Here is a 16,706-nt window from a genome sequence, read left to right as displayed (position 1 = left end):
GACGCCATGAAAGAAAAGCCCTCTGCTGAAGTCAGGCTGGATAAATGGCTGTGGGCTGCACGCTTTTACAAAACGCGTGCGCTAGCCCGCGAAATGGTTGAAGGCGGTAAGGTGCACTACAACGGCCAGCGCAGTAAGCCAAGCAAGATTGTCGAGCTGAACGCCACCCTCACCCTTCGCCAGGGAAATGACGAACGAACGGTCATTATCAAGGCCATTACCGAGCAGCGTCGCCCGGCAACGGAAGCCGTTACGCTGTATGAAGAAACCGCGGAAAGCGTGGAAAAACGCGAAAAAATGGCGCTGGCGCGTAAACTTAACGCGTTAACCATGCCGCACCCGGACAGACGACCGGACAAGAAAGAGCGCCGCGACCTGTTACGATTTAAACACGGCGACAGCGAGTGACTGTCACCTGCAAGAGAGATGATTATGCCGCAACATGACCAATTACATCGTTATCTGTTTGAAAACTTTGCCGTGCGCGGCGAGCTGGTGACCGTTTCGGAAACCCTGCAACAGATCCTCGAAAATCATACTTACCCGCAGCCGGTCAAAAACGTGCTGGCTGAGCTGCTGGTTGCCACCAGCCTGCTCACCGCCACGCTGAAATTTGCCGGTGATATCACTGTGCAGTTGCAGGGTGATGGTCCGCTGAGCCTGGCCGTCATCAACGGCAACAACAATCAGCAGATGCGCGGTGTGGCCCGCATGCAGGGTGATATTCCTGAAGATGCCGATCTGAAAACGCTGGTGGGCAACGGTTACCTGGTGATCACCATTACCCCGGAAGAAGGCGAGCGTTATCAAGGCGTGGTCGGTCTGGAAGGTGACACGCTGGCAGCGTGTCTGGAAGATTACTTCATGCGTTCTGAACAGCTGCCGACACGCCTGTTCATCCGCACTGGCGACGTTGATGGCAAACCCGCTGCTGGCGGAATGCTGCTGCAGGTAATGCCGGCGCAAAACGCGCAGGCAGATGATTTCGATCACCTGACCGCCCTGACCGAAACCATCAAAGCCGAAGAGCTGCTGACGCTGCCGGCCAACGAAGTGCTGTGGCGCCTGTACCACGAAGAAGAGGTTACTCTCTACGATCCGCAGGACGTTGAGTTCAAATGCACCTGTTCACGCGAACGCTGCGCAGGCGCACTGAAAACGTTGCCGGACGAAGAAGTGGACAGCATTCTGGCGGAAGAAGGCGAGATCGATATGCACTGCGATTACTGCGGTAGTCACTATCTGTTTAACGCCATGGATATTGCTGAGATCCGCAGTAATGCCTCCCCTGCCGATCCCCAGGTGCATTAATCACTGTCTTGCCTGATGGCACGGCGCTTATCAGGCCTACGGAAAATCTGTCGTAGGCCTGATAAGACGTTCGCGCTGCCATCCGGCAAAAACGATGTCGGCAACACACTCATTCGGTGTAATAAGTCATCGGCAGTCTTTTGCCATCAATAGTGATATCCCGCCAGATTCTGGGGGCTGAGCCCAGTTGCTGATTCGCCACCGCCTGCAGCAATTTATCCTTAGTGAATCCTTCAGGTAGCTTGGCAACAGCTAACAAATCCCATTTGTTTTTTTGCATGCCGAAGACCAGACTCTCCCCATCGCCAAAGGCATATAACACCTGCTCAGGATGACCATCCGCATTGAGGTCCTGACTCACCAGTACGCACGCATTCTGCTCAGCACAAGAGGTGATGCGATACCCCTGTGTTTTGACAAACGCCCAGAACGCATCGTCTGGCTTCTGGCTCCCCGGAGCCATCACAACCTTCGATACTAACTGTGTTGCGGTTAGCTCTTTAACCGGATCCCGGCGCCCTTGCAGCAGAGAATTCAAGTCGCGTCTGCGTTTACTGTCTTGATTAAACGCCACATCTTTTTGTAATGCTTCCAACGCTGCGCGCCCCGGTTTTCCGCTGTGATCCAGCATATACAGGCTGACTTGATCCGGTTTAATTTTCCCGCTGTGATATAGCCCCATATGGCTGTTAACGCTGATGCGCCAGGCATCAATAACCGGCGATGACAGCAGAACCAACAGCCCCAACGCCAGCAACGAAACGCCAAGAATGGCCGGCCCCTGAAGTTCAAGCGGATTGCGCCCACGGCGCAAAATGCTGGCCAGATAGCCAAACGACCATACCAGCAGCACCACGACCACCAGCACGCCATACAAACGCTCAGGCGTCCAACCGTACTGCTGTATTCGCACCCACAGTGACCAACCGGCAATCAGCATATAGATGGGCGCGACAATCAGAGAGCATTTGATCAGATAGCGTAACGCGCCAGGATAGGGTAACGCCTCTTTTTGCGGTTCACGCACGATAGCCATCAACAGCAACAGGAGCAGCGTCAGCGTTGACATCAACCCAGCCGCAGACACGCGTTGCGAAATAGCCTCCAGCCCGGTGAAGGGTAAGGTCAGTATGAACATCAGCGCCAACAGCGCGACCAGAGGTAACAGACCGGTGGCGATAAACGTCAGTAATTTTTGTACCGCCGTGACCAGACGCGACTGTGTTCGGGCCAGTAACACTGCCAGTGCGGTAATCAGACCAAAGGCCACATAGCCAAACCAGTCGGTATCAAAGAAGAGCGTGCTGAAGAAGGGAATACCGACCAGCTTAAACATCTCGCTCCATAGCAGGAGCACCAGCCAGAACAAACCGTTGGCGACAAAGACAATCAGCAACGTCAACGCATTAAGCCACAATTGCCGATAAAAATGCGGGTAGCGCGCCTGCTCACGAGAGACATGAAGCGAGTACTGAATCCAGGGCAAAGCAAGCATCGCCATCAGCAGTAAGCGCCAACCGTAGAACATAAAAACTTCATGTTGCCGCCACTTATCACTGTCCTCGACTTGCCACTTTAGCCAGACGCTCATCGCCAGCACCACAACAAAGATCAGCGCCATCCAGTACCACAGCGCGCGTTGTTTGAAAGAAACAACAGTAAGCAAAAGTGCCGAGGTGATCGCAATCGTCGCAGGCATGCCATAGAACAGCCAGCCGTCATTATGGGGCGCCAGATATGTCATCAGCAGATAGCATAATGTCCCCTGCAACAGGCCGATGAATATCATGCCCCAACGCGTCGTACGTGAAATTTCAGCACTATCCATGTCAGTATCCAGAATGAAGGGAAAAGCTAATTATCGCATCAACTTCACAATTTTGAGCATTGATAGAGCGATTTCAGACCACGACGACGGGAAGTGAATCGATATTGTTTATGTATAGCCCACATTCATTTCTTACGTGAATGCGATTACACTCACAAGATTCCCGCCAAAAACACTCTCCATTAACGTTTTAAGAACATTTTCCACAACAAAAAAGGGTTTCCTGCCATAATATCTGCCTCTTTGTGACAGGAGTCGCAGCGCATTCGGTCGCCCGTGATTTTCCCGGATGCGTAAATCTATGAGCCTTGTCGCGGTTAACAATCCCTAAAAAACCTTACTATTCCAGGTAATACATATTGGCTAAGGAGCAGTGAAATGCGTGTGAACAACAGTTTAACCCCGCAAGATCTCAAGGCTTATGGTATCAATGACGTTCAGGATATCGTTTACAATCCAGACTACGACACGCTTTTCCAGGAAGAACTTGATCCAAACCTGGAAGGTTATGAACGTGGTGTGTTAACGAATCTGGGCGCCGTTGCCGTTGATACCGGTATCTTTACCGGACGTTCGCCAAAGGATAAGTACATTGTCCGTGACGACACCACGCGCGACACGCTGTGGTGGTCCGACAAAGGTAAAGGTAAGAACGACAACAAACCGCTCTCCCCGGAAACCTGGCAGCATCTGAAAGGATTAGTCACCCAGCAACTTTCCGGCAAGCGCCTGTTTATCATTGATGCTTTCTGCGGCGCTAACGCCGATACCCGTCTTTCCGTGCGCTTCATTACCGAAGTTGCCTGGCAGGCGCATTTTGTCAAAAACATGTTCATCCGCCCAAGCGACGAAGAGCTGGTTGATTTCAAACCTGATTTCATCGTGATGAACGGCGCTAAATGCACCAACCCGCAGTGGAAAGAGCAGGGGCTGAACTCCGAAAACTTCGTGGCTTTCAACCTGACTGAGCGTATCCAGTTGATTGGCGGTACCTGGTACGGCGGCGAAATGAAGAAAGGTATGTTCTCCGTAATGAACTACCTGCTGCCGCTGAAAGGCATTGCCTCCATGCACTGCTCGGCAAACGTTGGGGAAAAAGGCGATGTGGCAGTCTTCTTTGGCCTGTCCGGCACCGGTAAAACCACGCTGTCCACCGACCCGAAACGTCGCCTGATTGGCGATGACGAACACGGCTGGGATGACGACGGCGTGTTTAACTTCGAAGGCGGTTGCTATGCGAAGACCATCAAACTGTCTAAAGATGCTGAGCCGGAAATCTACAACGCGATCCGTCGTGACGCGCTGCTGGAAAACGTCACCGTGCGCGAAGATGGTTCCATCGATTTCGATGATGGTTCAAAAACTGAGAACACCCGCGTTTCCTACCCGATTTATCACATCGATAATATCGTTAAGCCGGTGTCAAAAGCGGGCCATGCTACCAAAGTAATCTTCCTGACCGCCGACGCATTTGGCGTGCTGCCGCCGGTTTCTCGCCTGACGGCAGACCAAACGCAGTACCACTTCCTGTCTGGCTTCACCGCCAAACTGGCCGGTACCGAACGCGGCGTCACCGAACCGACCCCAACCTTCTCTGCCTGCTTCGGCGCAGCATTCCTGTCTCTGCACCCAACGCAGTACGCAGAAGTGCTGGTGAAACGTATGCAGGCGGCAGGTGCACAGGCGTATCTGGTTAACACAGGCTGGAACGGTACCGGCAAGCGTATCTCTATCAAAGATACCCGTGCGATTATCGACGCCATCCTGAACGGTTCGCTGGATGACGCGGAAACGTTCCGTCTGCCGATGTTTGACCTGGCTATCCCGACCGAGCTGCCGGGTGTGGACACTCGCATTCTCGATCCGCGTAATACCTACGCATCTCCGGAGCAGTGGCAGGAAAAAGCCAATGCACTGGCGAAACTGTTTATCGAGAACTTCGAGAAATATACCGACACCCCTGCAGGTGAAGCGCTGGTTAGCGCCGGACCGAAGCTGTAACGAAAAGTGCCGGATGGCGGTTTCGCCTTATCCGGCCTACAGCAACAAAAAGGGAGGCATTTTGCCTCCCTTTGTTATGCGTCTTTCGTGTTGCCCGGTGCGCGAGTGAAGGGAACCGGAAGCCATGCACGAATCGACAATCCACCGCGTTCACTGGTACCAATCTCCAGCATACCGTTATGGTTATCAATAATACGCTGCACAATCGCCAGCCCCAGGCCCGTGCCGCTGGTACTGCGCGCGCTGTCGCCGCGGACAAACGGCTGGAACAGGTGCTTACGCTGCTCCGGCTTGATGCCCGGACCATCATCTTCTACCTGGAACCAGGCGCGATGCTGCTCCATTCCGCTACTGACCTTAATCCAGCCGTTGCCGTAGCGGGCGGCATTAACCACCATATTGGCAACCGCACGCTTGATCGACAGCGGGTGCATCTTCACCTGAATGCAGCCCGGCAGCAGCGCAGTTTCGATTTCACGTTCGTAGCCGCTTTCTGCCGCCACCACTTCACCCAGCACCGAGTTCAGATCTGCCATCTCCATTGGCATCTCCTGACCGGTACGCAGGTAATCGATGAACTGCTCGATGATGGCGTTACACTCTTCGATGTCCTTATTGATGGACTCCGCAAGATAACCGTCCTCTTCGCCCATCATTTCCGTCGCCAGACGAATACGCGTCAGCGGGGTACGTAAATCGTGGCTCACGCCCGCCATTAACAGCGTACGGTCATCGGCCAGCTGCTTCACGCCCGCGGCCATATGGTTAAAGGCTCGGGTTACGGAGCGCACCTCTGAAGCGCCATACTCACGCAACGGCGGCGGAATGATACCTTTCCCCACCTGCAGCGCCGCATGTTCAAGATCCACCAATGGCCGGTTCTGGATACGGATAAACAGCCACGCCCCACCGATAGCCAGCAGCATAATCGCCAGCGTATAGCGGAACAGTGGTGAAAAATCGCCCTGATGAATTTCCGTAAGCGGCACGCGTACCCAGATATTGGGCGACAGCCAGGTTTTCAGCCACACGACCGGCGAGCTTTTGTTTACCTCAACGCGGACTTCCGTTGGGCCACCCAACTGCTGCGCCATCTGATGGCTTAAGAATTCATAGTGTTGCGCCCAACGCAGTCCGGCCTCTTCAGCGGCCTCGTTGGAATAGAGAGAAATACCCAGCTCACGATAAATTTCCCGGCGGAATGCGGGCGGCACCACCAGTTGCGTACCGTCCTCCAGCTGCAGTTTATCGGTCATCAGCATACGAACTTCGTACGCCAGGACCTTATTAAACTGCTGGAGGCTCGGCAGAATCGCGAAGTTCAGCACTACCAGGTATGTCGTCACCAGGCTGGCAAACAGCAAGGTGACGATGAGCAATAACGTGCGGGCAAACGAACTTCGTGGTGAGAAGCGCATTCGCCTCATGCTTTAGAACCGTCCGGAACAAAGACGTAGCCCAAACCCCATACGGTCTGAATGTAGCGTGGATGAGCCGGATCTTCTTCCACCATGCGCCGCAGACGGGAGATCTGGACGTCGATAGAACGTTCCATCGCGGAATATTCACGACCACGGGCGAGGTTCATCAGCTTGTCGCGGGACAGCGGCTCACGCGGGTGGCTTACCAGCGCTTTCAGTACCGCAAATTCCCCGCTGGTGAGCGGCATCGGCTCATCTTCACGGAACATTTCACGCGTACCGAGGTTCAGTTTGAACTTACCAAAAGCGATAACCGCTTCTTCCTGAGAAGGTGCGCCCGGCAGTTCATTCGCCTGACGACGCAGGACTGCACGAATACGTGCCAGCAGCTCACGCGGGTTAAACGGTTTCGGGATGTAATCGTCGGCACCGATTTCCAGCCCTACGATACGGTCAACTTCTTCACCCTTCGCTGTGACCATAATGATCGGCATCGGGTTGCTCTGGCTGCGCAGGCGACGGCAAATAGACAGGCCATCTTCTCCCGGCAGCATTAAATCCAGCACCATCAGGTGAAAGGACTCACGGGTCAGCAGACGATCCATCTGCTCAGCGTTTGCGACGCTTCGAACCTGGAAGCCCTGCTCGGTCAGATAACGCTCCAGAAGCGCACGCAAGCGCATGTCGTCATCGACCACCAGAATCTTATAGTTCTCTTGCATTGTTATTACTCCCAAAGGTTCGCAACAATTAAGTGTATATTCTTAAGAAAGCTAACGTGAGTCACCAGCGAATTCTGGTATGAATTCCAGGCTAAATTGTTACAAAGCATATTAAACAGCAGCTTAAGTATACAATGTTTCTCGCAATACATTATTTATTCTGTTGATATGCTCACGTAATACTAATTGTGCGCATCATCACAGAGTCGAAGGTAAAACAATAAGATGAAAACGCCCCTGATAACCCGTGAAGGGTATGAAAAACTTAAACAAGAGCTGAATTATCTCTGGCGTGAAGAGCGCCCGGAAGTCACCAAAAAAGTTACCTGGGCCGCAAGTCTGGGTGACCGCAGCGAAAATGCCGACTACCAGTATAATAAAAAGCGCCTGCGTGAGATCGACCGCCGCGTCCGTTATTTGACCAAGTGCATGGAGAATCTAAAAATCGTCGATTACTCCCCACAGCAGGAAGGCAAAGTCTTCTTTGGCGCATGGGTTGAGATTGAAAATGACGATGGCGACATCCGCAAATTCCGTATTGTTGGCTACGATGAGATCTTCGGTCGTAAGGATTACATCTCAATCGACTCACCAATGGCGCGGGCGCTATTGAAAAAAGAGGTCGGCGATCTCGCAGTAGTAAACACCCCAGGTGGCGAAGCCAGCTGGTACGTGAATGAGATTGAATACGTGAAGTGAGACCGGAACAATCCGAAGCCCCGGCAGATGGCTGGCATTTTTGCCAGTCAATCCGTATAACTATCCCCTGATTTTTTATCCTATAGACGAAGCTATCCATGATGAATGATTCTTTCTGCCGCATTATCGCAGGTGAAATTCAGGCTCGTGCTGAACAGGTAGAAGCTGCCGTTCGCCTGCTTGACGAAGGGAACACCGTGCCGTTTATCGCACGATATCGTAAGGAAATCACCGGCGGTCTGGACGATACGCAACTGCGTAATCTGGAAACCCGTCTGGGATATCTGCGTGAACTGGAAGACCGCCGTCAGGCAATCCTGAAATCTATCGGCGAGCAAGGCAAACTGACCGACGATCTGGCGAAAGCGATCAACGGCACGTTAAGTAAGACCGAACTCGAAGACCTCTATCTGCCGTACAAACCTAAGCGCCGCACCCGTGGGCAGATCGCCATTGAGGCCGGACTGGAGCCGCTGGCAGACCTGTTGTGGAACGAACCGTCTCACGACCCGGAAACGGAAGCCGCAAAATATCTCAACGCCGAAAACGGCGTGGCGGATACCAAAGCCGCCCTCGACGGCGCGCGCTACATTCTAATGGAGCGCTTCGCTGAAGATGCTGCTCTGCTGGCGAAAGTACGTGATTATCTGTGGAAAAACGCCCACCTGGTCGCCACCGTGGTAAGCGGTAAAGAAGAGGAAGGCGCTAAGTTCCGCGACTACTTCGATCACCACGAACCGATTTCTACCGTGCCATCCCACCGTGCGCTGGCCATGTTCCGTGGCCGTAACGAAGGCGTGTTGCAACTTTCACTGAATGCCGATCCGCAATTCGATGAGCCACCAAAAGAGAGCCACGGCGAGCAGATTATCCGGGATCACCTGGGACTACGCCTGAACAACGCCCCAGCAGACAGCTGGCGTAAAGGCGTGGTTAGCTGGACGTGGCGCATCAAGGTGCTGATGCACCTCGAAACGGAGCTGATGGGTACCGTGCGCGAACGTGCGGAAGATGAAGCTATCAACGTCTTTGCCCGTAACCTGCATGACCTGCTTATGGCCGCTCCGGCCGGGCTGCGCGCCACCATGGGCCTCGATCCAGGTCTGCGTACCGGTGTAAAAGTGGCAGTGGTTGACGGTACCGGCAAGCTGGTCGCGACCGACACCATTTATCCGCATACCGGTCAGGCCGCCAAAGCCGCCGTTGCCGTTGCGGCGCTGTGTGAAAAACACAACGTTGAACTGATGGCGATTGGTAACGGTACGGCGTCGCGCGAAACCGAGCGTTTCTTCCTCGACGTGCAAAAGCAGTTCCCGCAAGTGACCGCGCAGAAAGTGATCGTCAGTGAAGCCGGCGCGTCGGTTTACTCCGCATCCGAACTGGCGGCGCAGGAGTTCCCGGACCTCGACGTATCTCTGCGTGGCGCGGTGTCTATCGCCCGTCGTCTGCAGGATCCGCTGGCTGAGCTGGTAAAAATCGATCCGAAATCTATCGGCGTGGGCCAGTATCAGCACGACGTAAGCCAGACTCAGTTGGCGCGTAAGCTGGATGCGGTGGTGGAAGACTGCGTGAACGCCGTCGGCGTCGATCTGAATACCGCCTCCGTACCGCTGCTGACCCGTGTTGCTGGTCTGACGCGCATGATGGCGCAGAATATCGTTGCCTGGCGTGATGAGAACGGTCAATTCCAGAACCGTCAGCAACTGTTAAAAGTCAGCCGTCTTGGGCCTAAAGCCTTTGAACAGTGCGCGGGCTTCCTGCGTATCAACCACGGCGATAACCCGCTGGATGCCTCTACCGTTCACCCGGAAGCTTATCCGGTTGTGGAACGCATTCTGGCCGCCACCGAGCAATCGTTGCGTGACCTGATGGGTAACAGCAGCGAACTGCGTAATCTGAAAGCCGCTGATTTTACCGACGAACGCTTCGGGGTGCCGACCGTCACCGACATCATCAAAGAGCTGGAAAAACCGGGCCGCGATCCGCGTCCTGAATTTAAAACCGCGCAGTTTGCCGATGGTGTAGAAACCATGAACGATCTGCTGCCGGGAATGATTCTTGAAGGGGCAGTCACCAACGTCACCAACTTCGGCGCATTTGTTGATATCGGCGTGCATCAGGATGGTCTGGTGCATATCTCTTCACTGTCGAATAAGTTCGTCGAAGATCCACACACCGTGGTGAAAGCGGGCGACATTGTGAAGGTGAAAGTGCTGGAAGTGGACCTGCAGCGTAAGCGTATCGCGCTGACCATGCGTCTGGACGAGCAGCCGGGTGAAACCAATGCGCGTCGCGGCGGCGGGAATAACGATCGCGCTCAGGGCAATCGCCCGGCACCAAAAGCGGCGAAACCGCGTGGCCGTGACGCACAGCCTGCAGGCAACAGCGCGATGATGGATGCGTTGGCGGCGGCGATGGGTAAAAAACGCTAAGTTTAAACCCTGTGCCGGATGGTGGTGTAAACGCCCTGTCCGGCCAGGTTATCGCAATTAATTTGCAGGCCGGATAAGACGCATGAGCGACGCCATCCGGCATATTTAATCCATGCCCCGCTTTGCACCACAATATATTTATCACTTCATTAACAGATGAAACCTTAATTAAACATTAAGATCCCCAATAATTACTTCCGCGAATCACTCGTTTCCAACCAGAATAAATATTGAGGAATATCAAAATTGGCTCAAATTATTATCCAATTGTACATTCCGTCACATTTATTCTATTGATGATAGAAACCATTCTCATTATCATTGATTTGTTGATTATTTACTCTTTCCTTACGTTGGCTAATCATCTGGTCTCATGCCGCCCTGTCGCCCCATGAGGTTATCATCCAGTTAGCGAGATATAAGTAGGTCCCTATGCAATTCACTCCTGACAGTGCGTGGAAAATTACCGGTTTTGCCCGTGAAATCAGCCCGGCTTATCGTCAGAAACTGTTGTCACTTGGCATGCTACCCGGCTCATCCTTCAACGTGGTACGCGTCGCCCCGCTCGGCGATCCTATCCATATCGAAACGCGTCGCGTAAGTCTGGTATTGCGTAAGAAGGATCTGGCGTTATTAGAAGTGGAAGCGGTTTCCTGTTAATACAGTGAGTCTATAAAAATGAAAAAACTAACCATTGGTTTAATTGGTAATCCTAATTCCGGCAAGACAACTTTATTCAACCAGCTCACCGGCGCGCGCCAGCGTGTAGGCAACTGGGCTGGCGTTACCGTTGAGCGTAAAGAAGGCCATTTCGCCACGACGGACCACCAGGTCACGCTGGTCGATTTACCCGGCACCTATTCTCTGACGACAATCTCATCGCAAACCTCTCTCGATGAGCAGATTGCCTGCCACTATATTTTAAGCGGCGACGCGGATCTCTTGATCAACGTGGTCGATGCTTCAAACCTTGAACGCAACCTCTACCTGACGTTGCAACTGCTTGAGCTGGGTATTCCCTGTATCGTCGCACTGAACATGCTGGATATTGCTGAGAAACAGCAAATCCGTATCGATATCGACGCCCTCTCCGCTCGTCTTGGCTGTCCGGTGGTTCCACTGGTTTCCACCCGCGCCCGCGGCATTGAAGCACTGAAGCTGGCGATCGATCGCTACAAAGAAAACGACACCGTTGAGCTGGTCCATTATGCCCAGCCGCTGCTGCAAGAAGCTGACTCCCTCGCCGACGCAATGGCCAAAGATATGCCGCTTAAACAGCGCCGCTGGCTAGGCCTGCAGATGCTCGAAGGCGATATCTACAGCCGTGCTTACGCCGGTGATGCCGCACAAAACCTTGATGCCGCTGTTGCTCGCCTGAGTGAGACAATGGACGACCCGGCGCTACATATTGCCGATGCACGTTACCAGTGCATTGCTGCTATCTGCGATACCGTCAGTAATACCCTGACGGCAGAGCCGAGCCGTTTCACCACCGCGGTAGATAAAATTATCCTCAACCGCTTCCTCGGTCTGCCGATTTTCCTGTTCGTGATGTACCTGATGTTCCTGCTTGCCATCAACATTGGCGGCGCGCTGCAGCCGTTGTTTGATGTTGGATCCGTGGCACTCTTTATCCATGGTATTCAGTGGATTGGCTATACGCTGCATTTCCCGGACTGGCTGACCATCTTCCTGGCCCAGGGCCTTGGCGGCGGGATTAACACCGTGCTGCCGCTGGTACCGCAAATCGGCATGATGTATCTGTTCCTCTCCTTCCTTGAAGACTCCGGCTACATGGCGCGCGCCGCATTTGTGATGGACCGTCTAATGCAGGCGCTGGGACTGCCGGGCAAATCATTTGTCCCGCTGATCGTCGGCTTTGGCTGTAACGTACCGTCAGTGATGGGCGCACGTACGCTGGACGCCCCGCGTGAGCGTCTGATGACCATCATGATGGCGCCGTTTATGTCCTGTGGCGCACGTCTGGCGATTTTCGCCGTCTTTGCCGCCGCGTTCTTTGGTCAGAACGGCGCGTTGGCGGTCTTCTCGCTGTACGTGCTGGGTATCGTTATGGCGGTGTTGACTGGCCTGATGCTCAAACACACCATCATGCGTGGCGAAGCAACGCCGTTCGTGATGGAGCTGCCGGTATATCACGTACCGCACATTAAGAGTCTGATCATTCAAACCTGGCAACGTCTGAAAGGCTTCGTTCTGCGTGCAGGTAAAGTCATCATCATCGTCAGCATTTTCCTCAGCGCGTTTAACAGCTTCTCACTGAGCGGGAAAATCGTCGACAACATCAACGACTCTGCTCTGGCTTCCGTTAGCCGCGTCATTACCCCAGTCTTCAAACCGATTGGTGTTCACGAAGATAACTGGCAGGCAACCGTAGGTCTGTTCACCGGCGCGATGGCGAAAGAAGTGGTTGTCGGTACGCTGAACACGCTCTATACCGCAGAAAACATTCAGGAAGAAGAGTTCAACCCGGCAGATTTCCACCTCGGTGATGAGCTGCTCGGCGCGGTAGATGAAACCTGGCAAAGCCTGAAAGACACTTTCAGCCTGAGCGTGCTGGCTAACCCTATCGAAGCCAGCAAGGGCGACGGTGAAATGGCTACCGGTGCAATGGGCGTGATGGGCGAGAAATTTGGCAGCGCCGCCGCCGCGTACAGCTACCTGATCTTTGTTCTGCTGTATGTACCGTGCATTTCAGTGATGGGCGCTATCGCACGTGAATCCAGCCGTGGCTGGATGAGCTTCTCGATTCTGTGGGGCCTGAATATCGCCTACTCTCTGTCGACGCTGTTTTATCAGACGGTCAGCTACAAAGAGCACCCGACCTACAGCCTGGTGTGCATTTTAGCGGTCATCCTGTTTAACATCGTGCTGCTGGGCCTGCTGCGTCGAGCTCGCAGCCGCGTGGATCTCGCACTGCTGGCAACCAACAGAACGGCGAGTTCCTGCTGTTCCAGCACGACTGGCGATTGCCACTAAGGTTATCGACAATGGCATCGCTTATTCAGGTTCGTGATTTACTTGCTTTGCGGGGGCGCATGGAGGCGACACAAATTAGCCACACGCTGCATACCCCGCAACCCATGATTGACGCCATGCTGAATCAGTTAGAAAAAATGGGCAAAGCGGTGCGGATTCAGGAAGATGCCGACGGGTGTCTTTCCGGAAGCTGCAAAAGTTGCCCGGAAGGTAAAGCCTGCCTGCGCGAGTGGTGGGCTTTACGCTAATCAGATGCTCTTTGCCGGATGGCGCTACGCTTATCCGGCCTACAAATGATGCAAACATCCAGGCCGGATAGCGCGTTTACGCTGATATCCGGCTTTTTTGCGTAATGGATTCCACACAGATTTCATTATTTCAGCAAAAAAGATCTATCCTCCAGCCAGCCACGCATCGTTATTAATTCGTGGATGATTACTGGTAACCTGGGAAGTAGAGTCTCGTCATCTTTTTTCTCAGGTATAGCACCGCGTTTCCACTGATCGATATCACTGTTGTGCCCGATGACGAGATTATGCAGCATCGCCGGATGGCGCTGTTGGAGCTCATCCAAAAGCATATTCGTAAACGCGATTTGATGGGGCTGGTAGAAAAACTGGCCATCCTGCTTGTTAAAGGACACGCTAATGACAACCAGTTGAAAGCCTTGTTTAATTATTTAATGCAGGCCGGTAACACCACACATTTTGGCGAGTTTCTTCATGAAGTCGCCGAACGTTTACCCCAACATAAGGACAAGTTGATGACTATCGCCGAAAGATTACGACAGGAAGGGCACCTAAATGGTCTTCAGGAAGGCCATAGGAAAGGGTTGCAAGAAGGGTTACAAACGGGTCTGCAACAAGGCAAACGAGAGGAAGCATTACGTATTGCATCAACTATGCAGGCTGATGGTATAGACCCACTAACCATCTTCAGAATTACTGGCCTGACCGCTGAGGATCTGGCTACGCGCAGCCATTAATCTCAGGCCCGGCGAGCATGGCACCACCGGGCAACACATCAAATTTATAGTTTCTGTTTTAACGCCACAAGCGCTGCACAGAATTCGGCGGGATGCGAGATAAACGGCGCATGCGCCGCTTTGGCAAACACCAAAGACTCGCTCTGCGGCCACAGGGCATCCAGCATCGGGACGACTTTGCGCGGCACCAGCCCGTCAAGATAGCCGTACAACCGCAGGAAAGGCATTTCCACCGCGCACAGCGGTTCTCGCAGATCGACCGTTTTCAGGATCTCCAGCCCACCATTGAGCACCTCGACGTCCGGCATGGGTAAAGCCAGTACCGTTTTCTTCAGCGCTCGCGCATCCTGACGCGCAGTTTCTGTGCCCATCGTTTGCAATGCCAGAAAACGCTCCACCGTACGCTGGAAATCTTCGCTCAGCTGCTGCTGGAAGCCTGCCAGCACCTCTGGCTTGATTCCCGGCCACTCATCCCGCGCGCTAAAGCAAGGAGAAGACGCGACGGTCACCAGCGCCTGAACACGCTCAGGATGCGTTAACGCCACCTGACTCGCGACCAGCCCGCCCAGACTCCAGCCGAGCCAGATAGCTTTCTCCGGTGCCTGTTTCAATACCCGCTCAGCCATCTCTTCCAGCGACATTGCACCGAAACCCTGGCTACGACCAAATCCCGGTAAGTCGACAAGATGCAGCGTAAAATGCGAGCTCAGTTCCTCGCTTATGCAATGCCACACTTGCGCATTCAGTCCCCATCCGTGCAGCAGCACAAGATGGCAATTTCCCGAACCCTGGGTCTGCCACCAGATGTCATTCATCAGTTATTGTTCTCTTTTAGCCTGAAAGGATGCATCTATGCTAACAGTACCGGGATTGTGCTGGCTATGCCGAATGCCCCTGACGTTAGGGCATTGGGGGATCTGCTCAGTCTGTACGCGGGCAACGCGTCAACACGCCAGCCTGTGCCCTCAATGTGGACTCCCTGCCGCTCATACCGTCATTCCCTGTGGGCGCTGCCTGCAAAAACCGCCGCCGTGGCAGAGACTGGTTACCGTCAGCGACTATGTTCCGCCGTTGAGCGGGCTTATCCACCAGCTCAAGTTTTCACGACGCAGCGAAACAGCCTCAGCTCTTTCACGTTTGTTGTTGCTGGAGGTACTACAGGCCCGGCGCACCAGCGGCCTTCCTCTACCGGACAGGCTGGTCAGCGTCCCGCTCTGGCAACGTCGACACTGGCGCAGAGGGTTTAATCAGAGCGATTTACTGTGCCGTCCGCTGGCACGCTGGCTGGGTTGCGACTGGGACAGCCGGACCATCTCGCGGGTTCGGGCAACCGCCACACAGCACCATCTCAGCGCCCGATTACGTAAACGTAACCTGAAAAATGCCTTTCGCCTTGAATTGCCGGTGCAGGGACTCCATATGGTTATTGTGGATGATGTCGTCACTACCGGAAGTACCGTCGCGGAAATCGCGCAGCTGCTTTTACGCAACGGCGCGGCGACTGTCCAGGTATGGTGCCTGTGTCGAACCTTGTAGAGCCTCGATGATGGGCGTATTATAACCAAGTAAAATAGTCAACTATTAGGCCATTACTATGATCCATATTTCCGATGCTGCACAAGCGCACTTTGCCAAACTGCTGGCAAATCAGGAAGAAGGGACACAAATCCGCGTATTTGTGATTAATCCCGGCACGCCTAACGCTGAATGCGGCGTTTCTTATTGTCCGCCGGACGCCGTGGAAGCAACCGACACCGCCATTAAATTTGACCTGCTGACCGCATATGTTGATGAACTGAGCGCACCGTATCTGGAAGATGCAGAAATCGATTTCGTTACCGACCAGTTAGGCTCCCAGCTGACCCTGAAAGCACCAAACGCCAAAATGCGTAAAGTTGCCGATGATGCGCCGCTGATGGAACGCGTGGAGTACATGCTGCAATCGCAGATCAACCCACAGCTGGCTGGCCACGGTGGTCGTGTCTCTCTGATGGAAATCACCGATGAAGGCTACGCCATTCTGCAGTTTGGCGGCGGCTGTAACGGCTGTTCAATGGTAGATGTAACGCTGAAAGAAGGTATCGAGAAGCAGCTGCTGGCTGAATTCCCTGAACTGAAAGGCGTTCGCGATTTAACCGAACACCAGCGCGGCGAGCACTCTTACTACTAACGCCCGAACCTGTAGAGTATCCGTAGGCCCGATAAGACGCATCCGCGTCGCTATCGGGCATTAATGCCGGGTGGTAGCGTAATCGCAGTCTCCGGCTTACACCCCAACATTTCTTCGCATTTATCCTGCAACAATCCCCC

14 protein-coding genes and 1 pseudogene are annotated in these 16,706 nt (G+C 53.7%); 11 read left to right on the top strand and 4 right to left on the bottom strand.

Going from position 1 to position 16,706, the window contains the following annotated elements:
* Positions 1-6 precede the first annotated feature (6 nt).
* Together hslR and hslO are read left to right on the top strand one after the other, a co-directional pair.
* Complete coding sequence (gene hslR, locus OGY09_RS10130) at positions 7-408, top strand: ribosome-associated heat shock protein Hsp15 (protein WP_003837900.1); 402 nt, start codon at positions 7-9, stop codon at positions 406-408.
* 24 nt (positions 409-432) lie between these two features.
* Positions 433-1,311 (top strand): Hsp33 family molecular chaperone HslO, encoded by an 879-nt coding sequence (gene hslO / locus OGY09_RS10125; protein ID WP_003023531.1) that lies wholly within the window; start codon positions 433-435, stop codon positions 1,309-1,311.
* Between the two features lie 109 nt (positions 1,312-1,420).
* Here hslO and OGY09_RS10120 read toward each other — a convergent pair whose 3' ends face one another.
* Complete coding sequence (locus OGY09_RS10120) at positions 1,421-3,139, bottom strand: DUF4153 domain-containing protein (protein WP_032945220.1); 1,719 nt, start codon at positions 3,137-3,139, stop codon at positions 1,421-1,423.
* A gap of 378 nt (positions 3,140-3,517) precedes the next feature.
* Between OGY09_RS10120 and pckA the strand changes: the two genes are divergently transcribed.
* A complete protein-coding gene (gene pckA, locus OGY09_RS10115) occupies positions 3,518-5,140 on the top strand; it encodes a phosphoenolpyruvate carboxykinase (ATP) (RefSeq protein WP_003023529.1) in 1,623 nt (540 codons plus the stop codon).
* A gap of 74 nt (positions 5,141-5,214) precedes the next feature.
* Here the strand turns inward: pckA and envZ are convergent, their stop codons facing one another.
* Together envZ and ompR are read right to left on the bottom strand one after the other, a co-directional pair.
* The gene (envZ, locus tag OGY09_RS10110) at positions 5,215-6,567 is read right to left on the bottom strand and encodes a two-component system sensor histidine kinase EnvZ (RefSeq protein WP_032945222.1); all 1,353 of its coding nucleotides are present in this window, start codon (positions 6,565-6,567) and stop codon (positions 5,215-5,217) included.
* Positions 6,564-7,283 carry an osmolarity response regulator transcription factor OmpR gene (ompR, locus tag OGY09_RS10105; protein ID WP_001157751.1) on the bottom strand — a complete coding sequence of 240 codons (720 nt, stop codon included), beginning with the start codon at positions 7,281-7,283 and terminating at the stop codon, positions 6,564-6,566. The genes envZ and ompR overlap by 4 nt, the downstream gene beginning before the upstream one ends.
* A gap of 225 nt (positions 7,284-7,508) precedes the next feature.
* Between ompR and greB the strand changes: the two genes are divergently transcribed.
* The 6 genes and pseudogenes from greB to OGY09_RS10075 form a co-directional block, all read left to right on the top strand.
* Positions 7,509-7,982 (top strand): transcription elongation factor GreB, encoded by a 474-nt coding sequence (greB, locus tag OGY09_RS10100; protein WP_003023524.1) that lies wholly within the window; start codon positions 7,509-7,511, stop codon positions 7,980-7,982.
* Positions 7,983-8,080: 98 nt separating this feature from the next.
* Positions 8,081-10,414 (top strand): Tex family protein, encoded by a 2,334-nt coding sequence (locus OGY09_RS10095; protein WP_032945224.1) that lies wholly within the window; start codon positions 8,081-8,083, stop codon positions 10,412-10,414.
* A gap of 432 nt (positions 10,415-10,846) precedes the next feature.
* Positions 10,847-11,074, top strand: coding sequence for a ferrous iron transporter A (gene feoA / locus OGY09_RS10090; RefSeq protein WP_003023519.1), 228 nt, complete (start codon positions 10,847-10,849; stop codon positions 11,072-11,074).
* Positions 11,075-11,092: 18 nt separating this feature from the next.
* Positions 11,093-13,411 (top strand): Fe(2+) transporter permease subunit FeoB, encoded by a 2,319-nt coding sequence (feoB, locus tag OGY09_RS10085; RefSeq protein ID WP_003827652.1) that lies wholly within the window; start codon positions 11,093-11,095, stop codon positions 13,409-13,411.
* Positions 13,412-13,422: 11 nt separating this feature from the next.
* A complete protein-coding gene (gene feoC, locus OGY09_RS10080; RefSeq protein ID WP_003023516.1) occupies positions 13,423-13,659 on the top strand; it encodes a [Fe-S]-dependent transcriptional repressor FeoC in 237 nt (78 codons plus the stop codon).
* Positions 13,660-13,892: 233 nt separating this feature from the next.
* A pseudogene (locus OGY09_RS10075) lies at positions 13,893-14,396 on the top strand (Rpn family recombination-promoting nuclease/putative transposase); the annotation flags it as partial.
* Between the two features lie 44 nt (positions 14,397-14,440).
* Here OGY09_RS10075 and bioH read toward each other — a convergent pair.
* Complete coding sequence (gene bioH / locus OGY09_RS10070) at positions 14,441-15,211, bottom strand: pimeloyl-ACP methyl ester esterase BioH (protein ID WP_008786336.1); 771 nt, start codon at positions 15,209-15,211, stop codon at positions 14,441-14,443.
* 37 nt (positions 15,212-15,248) lie between these two features.
* Between bioH and gntX the strand changes: the two genes are divergently transcribed.
* Positions 15,249-15,932: a DNA utilization protein GntX gene (gntX, locus tag OGY09_RS10065; RefSeq protein ID WP_008786337.1), complete on the top strand. Its 684-nt coding sequence runs from the start codon at positions 15,249-15,251 to the stop codon at positions 15,930-15,932.
* A gap of 58 nt (positions 15,933-15,990) precedes the next feature.
* Entirely contained in the window at positions 15,991-16,566 is a 576-nt protein-coding gene (gene nfuA, locus OGY09_RS10060) for a Fe-S biogenesis protein NfuA (RefSeq protein WP_003023509.1), read from the top strand.
* Positions 16,567-16,706: the final 140 nt, after the last annotated feature.

The sequence above is a fragment of the Citrobacter sp. Cpo071 genome (assembly GCF_030332765.1).
GTDB classification, from domain to species: domain Bacteria; phylum Pseudomonadota; class Gammaproteobacteria; order Enterobacterales; family Enterobacteriaceae; genus Citrobacter; species Citrobacter portucalensis.
This window is presented reverse-complemented; position numbering and strand designations above follow the sequence as displayed.

Coding starts and splice junctions, on each gene's coding strand:
- feoB (WP_003827652.1), top strand. CDS start 11,093: ATGAAAAAACTAACCATTGGTTTAATTGGTAATCCTAATTCCGGCAAG.
- hslR (WP_003837900.1), top strand. CDS start 7: ATGAAAGAAAAGCCCTCTGCTGAAGTCAGGCTGGATAAATGGCTGTGG.
- bioH (WP_008786336.1), bottom strand. CDS start 15,211: ATGAATGACATCTGGTGGCAGACCCAGGGTTCGGGAAATTGCCATCTT.
- feoA (WP_003023519.1), top strand. CDS start 10,847: ATGCAATTCACTCCTGACAGTGCGTGGAAAATTACCGGTTTTGCCCGT.
- greB (WP_003023524.1), top strand. CDS start 7,509: ATGAAAACGCCCCTGATAACCCGTGAAGGGTATGAAAAACTTAAACAA.
- nfuA (WP_003023509.1), top strand. CDS start 15,991: ATGATCCATATTTCCGATGCTGCACAAGCGCACTTTGCCAAACTGCTG.
- envZ (WP_032945222.1), bottom strand. CDS start 6,567: ATGAGGCGAATGCGCTTCTCACCACGAAGTTCGTTTGCCCGCACGTTA.
- OGY09_RS10095 (WP_032945224.1), top strand. CDS start 8,081: ATGATGAATGATTCTTTCTGCCGCATTATCGCAGGTGAAATTCAGGCT.
- pckA (WP_003023529.1), top strand. CDS start 3,518: ATGCGTGTGAACAACAGTTTAACCCCGCAAGATCTCAAGGCTTATGGT.
- feoC (WP_003023516.1), top strand. CDS start 13,423: ATGGCATCGCTTATTCAGGTTCGTGATTTACTTGCTTTGCGGGGGCGC.
- OGY09_RS10120 (WP_032945220.1), bottom strand. CDS start 3,139: ATGGATAGTGCTGAAATTTCACGTACGACGCGTTGGGGCATGATATTC.
- gntX (WP_008786337.1), top strand. CDS start 15,249: ATGCTAACAGTACCGGGATTGTGCTGGCTATGCCGAATGCCCCTGACG.
- ompR (WP_001157751.1), bottom strand. CDS start 7,283: ATGCAAGAGAACTATAAGATTCTGGTGGTCGATGACGACATGCGCTTG.
- hslO (WP_003023531.1), top strand. CDS start 433: ATGCCGCAACATGACCAATTACATCGTTATCTGTTTGAAAACTTTGCC.